Genomic DNA, 6547 nt, shown 5'->3' on the forward strand with positions numbered 1-6547 from the left:
ATGCTCCCCCGCGGTGCGGGGGAGCTGCCACGGAGTGGCTGAGGGGGCCTTCACCGCATGGCCGAGCTGGCCCCCTCCGGCCCTTTGGGCCACCTCCCCCGCATCGGCGGGGGAGGATCAATCGTTCGCCGCCTACCACACCCCGATCTTGCCCGCCTCGGCGTGGCTAATCGGGTGATGCGCGGCCTTGTGGTCTTCCTCGGCCAGGAAGCGCACGGCCTCCAGGGCGGCCATGCAGCCCATGCCGGCGGCCGTCACGGCCTGGCGATAGACGTCGTCGGTGACGTCGCCGGCCGCGTAGACGCCCTCGATCGCCGTCGAGGCCGTGCCCGGCTTGACCTTCAGATAGCCGCCAGGACCTGTTTCCAGCTGTCCGGCGAACACCTCCGACGACGGCGCGTGACCGATGGCGATGAACACGCCGTCGGCCTTCACCTCGGTCGTCTCGCCGGTCTTGACGTTCTTCAGGCGCGCGCCGGTGACGCCCATGGGCTCGGTCTGGCCGAGCACCTCGTCGATGACGCTGTCCCAGATCACCTCGACCTTCGGGTGGGCCAGCAGGCGCTCCTGCAGGATCTTCTCGGCCCGCAGCTCGTCCTTGCGGTGGACCAGGGTGACCTTGCTGGCGAAGCTGGTCAGGAACAGGGCCTCTTCCACGGCGGTGTTGCCGCCGCCAACCACGATGACGTCCTTGTTGCGATAGAAGAAGCCGTCGCAGGTGGCGCAGGCCGACACGCCAAAGCCCTGGAACCGGCTTTCGCTTTCCAGGCCCAGCCACTTGGCCTGGGCGCCGGTGGCGATGATGATCGTCTCGGCGATCCAGTCCTGGCCGCTGTCGGTCTTCACCGCGAACGGACGCTTGGAGAGGTCGACGTGGGTGACGATGTCGCTGACGAACTCGGTGCCGACATGCTCGGCCTGGGCGCGCATCTGGTCCATCAGCCACGGGCCCTGGATCACGTCCGCGAAGCCCGGATAGTTCTCGACATCGGTCGTGATGGTCAGCTGGCCGCCCGGCTGGATGCCGGCGATCAGCACGGGCTTGAGCAGCGCGCGGGCGGCGTAGATGGCGGCGGTGTAGCCGGCGGGACCCGATCCGATGATCAGGCAGCGGGTCTGGCGGGGTGAGGGCGTGGACATGGCGGATATCTAGGCTCGATTCCGCCGTCGCGCCAGATTGCGACGACGCGGCGCGCTCAAGTCGTGGCAAAGCTCGGTGGACAGGACCCGTTTTCTGGCGTCAACTTCCCTTCAGTGGCGACAAAAGCCACGGGAGGAAGAACTCATGAAGCTCGGAGTCATGCTGGGCGTGGGTCTGGTCGCCCTGTTCGCGGGACTGGCCAATTTCTGGTTCGGCGATCTCAAGCTGGGCTTGGCGCTGATCGCGCTCTTCGCCGCCCTGGCCGGGTTTTCGGCCCTGGTCGGCAAGCGGGAATACCAGGAGCGGCTCAGCCGCAGGCCGCCGCTGCGCGACTACGAACCGCACCTCGAATAGGCCCGAAAAAGTCCGGAGATTGGCGAGATGACGCGGCTGGCTGACCGGCTGACCGTTTGGGGTCCTTGCATTTGGCTGGCGACGTGCGGCGGCCTTTTGGACTATTTTCGCCACTTCTGGGGACCGGGTGTCTTGGGCGGCGCCCTGATAGGGTTCTTCGTTGGGCGCGAACGCTGGAGGGCTCAGCGACGCGATCGAGCCCTAAGAGCCCGTCTGACCGATGGCCTGAACGGCTTGCCGCAGTATGGACCGTGGGACGAGAAGGGCGCGCCGGGCGTCGATTGACGGCTCGTCCACCTTTGGCGGGTTAAGCTGGCGGCAACCACGTTTCCGGGTGATCCGCCATGTCCGCCCCCTTCATCGAGATCGCCGGCCGCAAGATCGGCGTCGATCACCCGCCCTATGTGATCTGCGAGCTGTCGGGCAATCACAACGGCAGCCTCGACCGCTGCCTGGAGATGGTCGACGCGGCGGCCGACACCGGCTGCGACGCGATCAAGATCCAGACCTACACCGCCGACACCATCACCCTCGACGTCGACCGGCCCGAGTTCAAGATCCACGGCGGCCTGTGGGACGGCCGCACGCTCTATGAGCTCTATCAGGAGGCCCAGACGCCGTTCGAGTGGCACGCCGCCATCTTCGCGCGCGCCCGCCAGCGCGGCGTGACCCTCTTTTCCAGCCCGTTCGACGAGACCGCCGTCGACCTGCTGCACGACCTGGGCGCCCCGGCCTTCAAGATCGCCTCGTTCGAGGCCGTCGACCTGCCGCTGATCAAGTACGCCGCGTCGAAGGGCAAGCCGCTGATCATCTCGACCGGCATGGCCAACCTGGAGGAGATGAGGACCGCCCGCGACACGGCCCTGGCGGCCGGCGCGCCGGGCGTGCTGCTGCTGCACTGCGTCTCCAGCTATCCGGCCACGTTCGCCGACGCGAACGTTCGCACCGTCCCGGACATGGCCGCCCGCTTCGGCTGCCCGATCGGCCTGTCGGACCACACGCCGGGGACGGCGGCGGCGGTGGCGGCGGTGGCGGTCGGCGCCTGCTGCATCGAGAAGCACTTCACCCTGGCCCGCGCCGACGGCGGACCGGACGCCGCCTTCAGCCTGGAGCCGGCCGAGTTCAAGGCCCTGGTGACCGACACCAAGAACGCCTGGGCGGCGCTCGGCGTCGCGCACTACGACGTGTTGGGCGCCGAGCGGGCCAACCTGCAGTTCCGCCGCTCGCTCTATGTCGCCGCCGACGTCAAGGCCGGCCAGCCCCTGACCCGCGCCAACATCCGCTCGGTCCGCCCCGGCGCCGGCCTGCCGCCGGGCGAGCTGGACAAGGTCCTGGGCAAGCCAGCCACCCGCGACCTCGCCCGCGGCGAACCGCTGGACTGGTCGATGGTGGGGGGCTTTTAAGCCCGCCGCAGGGGCGTTGGCGCCCGATAGGCCAGGCGCCAGAGCCATTCCAGCGGGCCCATGGTGAAGCGCCTCAGCCACCAGTGGGACCAGAGTATCTGCGCGATCCAGCTGGCCAACACGATGGCCGCCAGGGCGGGGCGATCGAGCTGTCCGTAGAGCGTCGGGCCGCGTCCGCCATAGGCCAGCGTCGTCATGATCACCGACTGCGCCAGGTAGTTGGTGAAGGCCATCTGGCCGACCGGGGCCAGCACGGCGGGGATGGCCTTCCAGGTTGGCGACCGGGCGGCCAGGGCCAGCAGGCCCAGATAGGCGAGGCTGACGGCCGGCGCGGTGGCCCCCTGCATCCAGTGGCTGAACCCGCCCATGACCATCGGCTTGGACGGCACGGCCAGATACAGGCTCAGGCCAGCCCCGACCACGACCAGGGTCGAGAGCCCGATCGCCGCCAGCGCCTTGTGCGCGGCGGGCGAGGCCCGGCCTTGCAGCCAGCCCAGCTTGAACAGCCCCATGCCGCTGAGCATCAGGGCCAGCACGATCAGCGGCCATATCGGCGGCCAGTGCAGCGAGCCGGTGACGAAGTCCCAATAGTCATGCGCGTTGCGGGTCAGCGAGGTGACGATGTCGCCCGAGAAACCGGCGGTCTCGGTCGCCACATCCGTCGCGATCCGCGATCGAAGGTCCGCGGGCGGCGGTTGGTCGAACCGCGCGGCGTGGCTGATCATGCGCCAAAGGTCCCAGCCGTTGATCGCCACGTGCAGGGCGATCCCAGCGGTCAGCAGGCGGCGCGCCGACCAACCCCTGACCAGCAGCGCCAATAGGCCCACCAGCGCGTAGGTCCACAGGACATCGCCCTGCCAGATGACGAGGCCGTGGAACAGGCCGATGACCAATAGGGCCGCCAACCGCTTGACGATCATCGCCGTGCGCGCGCGATCGCCGCCCTCGCCCCCGACCAGCAGGATCGAGGCTCCGAACAGCAGACCGAACAGGGTGTAGAACTTCTGCTGGAAGAACACCTGCGTGATCCACCACACCGCCAGGCTGGCCGGCGTCTGGCCGTGCGGCCAGAACGGCACGCTCTCGGCCACATGCTCGGGCTCGAAGGCCAGGGGAATATTGCAGAGCATGATCCCGAGGATCGCCAGACCGCGCAGCGCGTCCAGCAGCACGATCCGATCCTTGACCATCGCTGTTTCCCCCTTCGCCCAAGGGCGCCACCCTGAGCGATTGGAGGTGGAATTACAATTATAATTCCTGATCGCCCGCCCAGTCCCAGCCGTTCCCCACCTTGGCCGCTATACGCGATGTCCGCTAGCGTGGCGAAAGCAGAGGGGGCGATTTTCTGGCTGAACACCGGGGCCGGGGAGATCTCAGCAGTCGCTTCAAGCCTAGACGAGTTCAGGGTGCGCTTGGGCGGTGATCAAGTCGACGAATGGTTTCTACCGGATCTGGTCGGACAAGCGCATCAGGCAGGGCTTCGCCCTGAGAACGGGCAGTGCTTCACCTACGTGACCTATCCCATCTTTGCCGAGGGGAAGTATGAGGTGAGCAACATCCGCGTCGTATCTTCGCGGGAGCACTTCAGCTTATCAGGCAACCTTCACAAGCAGATTGCGCAACTTCCCGATGGGAGCAAGGTCAGGGTTACGGTCGGCCCCTAACTTCCGTTCGCGACCCTAGTCGGACATTGCGCCACGACCATGCGTCGTGAGATGCAACAACCTATGCTGCAACTCAACGATGATCGCTGGTCAGGCCTCGTCCACGCATATGGAGCGGCATCGAACGTCCCTATGCTTCTCCGCCGCCTCGAAGAAAACCCGAGGCAGATGGCCGCCAATGATGAGCCGTGGTTCACCCTTTGGTCGAGCCTTTGCCATCAGGGAGATGTCTACAGCGCGTCCTACGCTGCGGTTCCGCACATCGTCAGGATCGCTCTCTCCGCACCCGGACCAGTCGACTTTAGCTTTTTCCTTCTTCCGGCTTCAGTTGATGTGGCGCGATTAAAGGGGCCAGGACCGGAAATTCCTGAGTTTCTCAGACAGGCGTATGATGACGCTATTCAGGGCCTCGCCGATTGCGCCGCCGCCCATCTGAGCGAAGCCTGGGGCGAAGACCTGGCGATTGCGGCTACTGCTGCGGTAGCAGTGTCCAAGGGCCATCATCAACTAGCGGAAGCGGTGATGAATCTCGATCACGACTGGATTGCCAAGATCAACAACGGGGACTGGGACTAAGCATGCGCTGGTTAGCTGCACTTCTAGCGCTCGTTCCCTCCACCAACAGCGCAGCCGGAGAATGGCCGCCGTTGCCTAAGTCAGGCTTCGTCAGTGGCAGGCTCGCGACTGAAGCCGATCTCAAGCGCGGCGACGCGATCTTCCTTTCCTTGGTGGACGGTAAGCCCTCTGGCTCGCCCGCTCGCATCCATGTCCCGCAATTCGCTCATCTCATCGAAGAAAATGGCGCTCGACGTCCCGTCGTCGTCATCCAGGCTGAGACGAATGAGCAAGGCACGGTGTTCGGCGTGAAGGACGTGCGGGGCAACGAATACGTGGCCACCGAAGCCGAAGTTATACTCCTCGGTTCGTCGCATCCGTAGCAAAGCTCACCACGTCCGTTCACCACCCCTCCCAGAAATCCGGAACGTCCGCTTCCGCGTCCGCCTCACCCCTCGACCAGCCCCAGCCGTTTGCCGATCGCCTTGTCGAGGACGCGCTTAGGCAAGATTTCGGTCATCAGCACCTGCAGCGGTGAGCCGGTGACGACGTAGCGGACCTTGGGCTTGGGGGCGGTCAGGGCCGTGGCGATGGCCTGGCCGACGGCTTCGGGCGGCAGGCCGGACTTGCCCAGGGCCAGCATGAAGGCGCGCAGTCTGTCCAGGGCCGGGGCGTAGACGGTGTTGGCGTAGCGGCTGGTGTCGGTCTGGTCGGCCTTGTCCCAGATGGGCGTGGCCACCGCGCCGGGGGCCACGACGATGACGTCGACGCCGAACGGCAGCAGTTCGCGGCGCATGGCCTCCGAGAGGCCCTCCAGCCCGAACTTGGTCGTGCAGTAGGGGCCCATGAACGGGTTGGCGTTGCGGCCGCCGACCGAGGAGATGTTGACGATGCGGCCGGGGTCGCCGATCCGCGCGCCGCCCGCGCCCAGCAGCGGCGCGAAGGCCTGGGTGGCGATCACCACCCCGGTCAGGTTGACCTCCAGCTGCTCGCGCCATTCGTCGATCGGCAGGTAGAGGATCGGCCCGGCGACCGCGACGCCGGCGTTGTTGACCAGGCCCGCCAGCGGCGCGCCCGCCAGGGCGGCCTCGACCTCGCGCGCGCCCGCCTGGACGGCCGCGGCGTCGGTGACGTCGAACAGCAGGGGGGTGAACGCCTCGCCGAACGCGACCTTCAGCCGATCGGCGTCGGCGGTCTTGCGGACGCTGCCGAAGACGTGAAAGCCTTGATCGGTCAACACCTTGACCGCGCCCCAGCCGATCCCGGTCGACACGCCGGTGATCACCACGGACTTTTTCCGCGCCATGTCTCGCCCTCCCGCTCTGAGTAGGAGGATGAGGGATCCGAACAGTGTTCGCTAGAGCTTTCCGAGGCGCTCGAGAAAGGCTTCCGCGACGCGGGGCGCGCCCAGGCCGTCGCAGACGGCGGCG

General features: G+C 66.8%; 8 protein-coding genes. 5 read left to right on the forward strand and 3 right to left on the reverse strand.

All coding sequences use genetic code 11. The annotated features are described in order from the left end of the window. Positions 1-132: 132 nt before the first annotated feature. Entirely contained in the window at positions 133-1140 is a 1008-nt protein-coding gene (trxB, locus tag FCU40_RS15375) for a thioredoxin-disulfide reductase (protein WP_004622608.1), read from the reverse strand. Between the two features lie 145 nt (positions 1141-1285). Here trxB and FCU40_RS15380 point away from each other — a divergent pair, with 145 nt between their 5' ends. Next, positions 1286-1495 carry a hypothetical protein gene (locus FCU40_RS15380; RefSeq protein ID WP_168076084.1) on the forward strand — a complete coding sequence of 70 codons (210 nt, stop codon included), beginning with the start codon at positions 1286-1288 and terminating at the stop codon, positions 1493-1495. Positions 1496-1839: 344 nt separating this feature from the next. Further along, positions 1840-2898, forward strand: coding sequence for a pseudaminic acid synthase (gene pseI / locus FCU40_RS15385; protein WP_168076085.1), 1059 nt, complete (start codon positions 1840-1842; stop codon positions 2896-2898). Here pseI and FCU40_RS15390 read toward each other — a convergent pair. Beyond that, a complete protein-coding gene (locus FCU40_RS15390) occupies positions 2895-4088 on the reverse strand; it encodes a DUF418 domain-containing protein (protein ID WP_168076086.1) in 1194 nt (397 codons plus the stop codon). The two genes, pseI and FCU40_RS15390, sit on opposite strands and share 4 nt — an antisense overlap. Before the next feature lie 117 nt (positions 4089-4205). Between FCU40_RS15390 and FCU40_RS15395 the strand changes: the two genes are divergently transcribed. The 3 genes from FCU40_RS15395 (at position 4206) to FCU40_RS15405 (ending at position 5500) form a co-directional block, all read left to right on the forward strand. After that, positions 4206-4562: a T6SS immunity protein Tdi1 domain-containing protein gene (locus FCU40_RS15395; RefSeq protein ID WP_206677347.1), complete on the forward strand. Its 357-nt coding sequence runs from the start codon at positions 4206-4208 to the stop codon at positions 4560-4562. A gap of 63 nt (positions 4563-4625) precedes the next feature. Beyond that, complete coding sequence (locus tag FCU40_RS15400) at positions 4626-5138, forward strand: hypothetical protein (RefSeq protein ID WP_168076088.1); 513 nt, start codon at positions 4626-4628, stop codon at positions 5136-5138. A 2-nt stretch (positions 5139-5140) separates the two neighbouring features. Continuing rightward, complete coding sequence (locus tag FCU40_RS15405) at positions 5141-5500, forward strand: hypothetical protein (protein WP_206677348.1); 360 nt, start codon at positions 5141-5143, stop codon at positions 5498-5500. A gap of 65 nt (positions 5501-5565) precedes the next feature. On the opposite strand, the gene FCU40_RS15410 is transcribed toward FCU40_RS15405, so the two are convergent. Continuing rightward, a complete protein-coding gene (locus FCU40_RS15410) occupies positions 5566-6423 on the reverse strand; it encodes an SDR family NAD(P)-dependent oxidoreductase (protein ID WP_168076090.1) in 858 nt (285 codons plus the stop codon). Positions 6424-6547: the final 124 nt, after the last annotated feature.

It is taken from the genome of Caulobacter sp. SSI4214 (assembly GCF_012184455.1).
GTDB classification, from domain to species: Bacteria; Pseudomonadota; Alphaproteobacteria; order Caulobacterales; family Caulobacteraceae; genus Caulobacter; species Caulobacter vibrioides_E.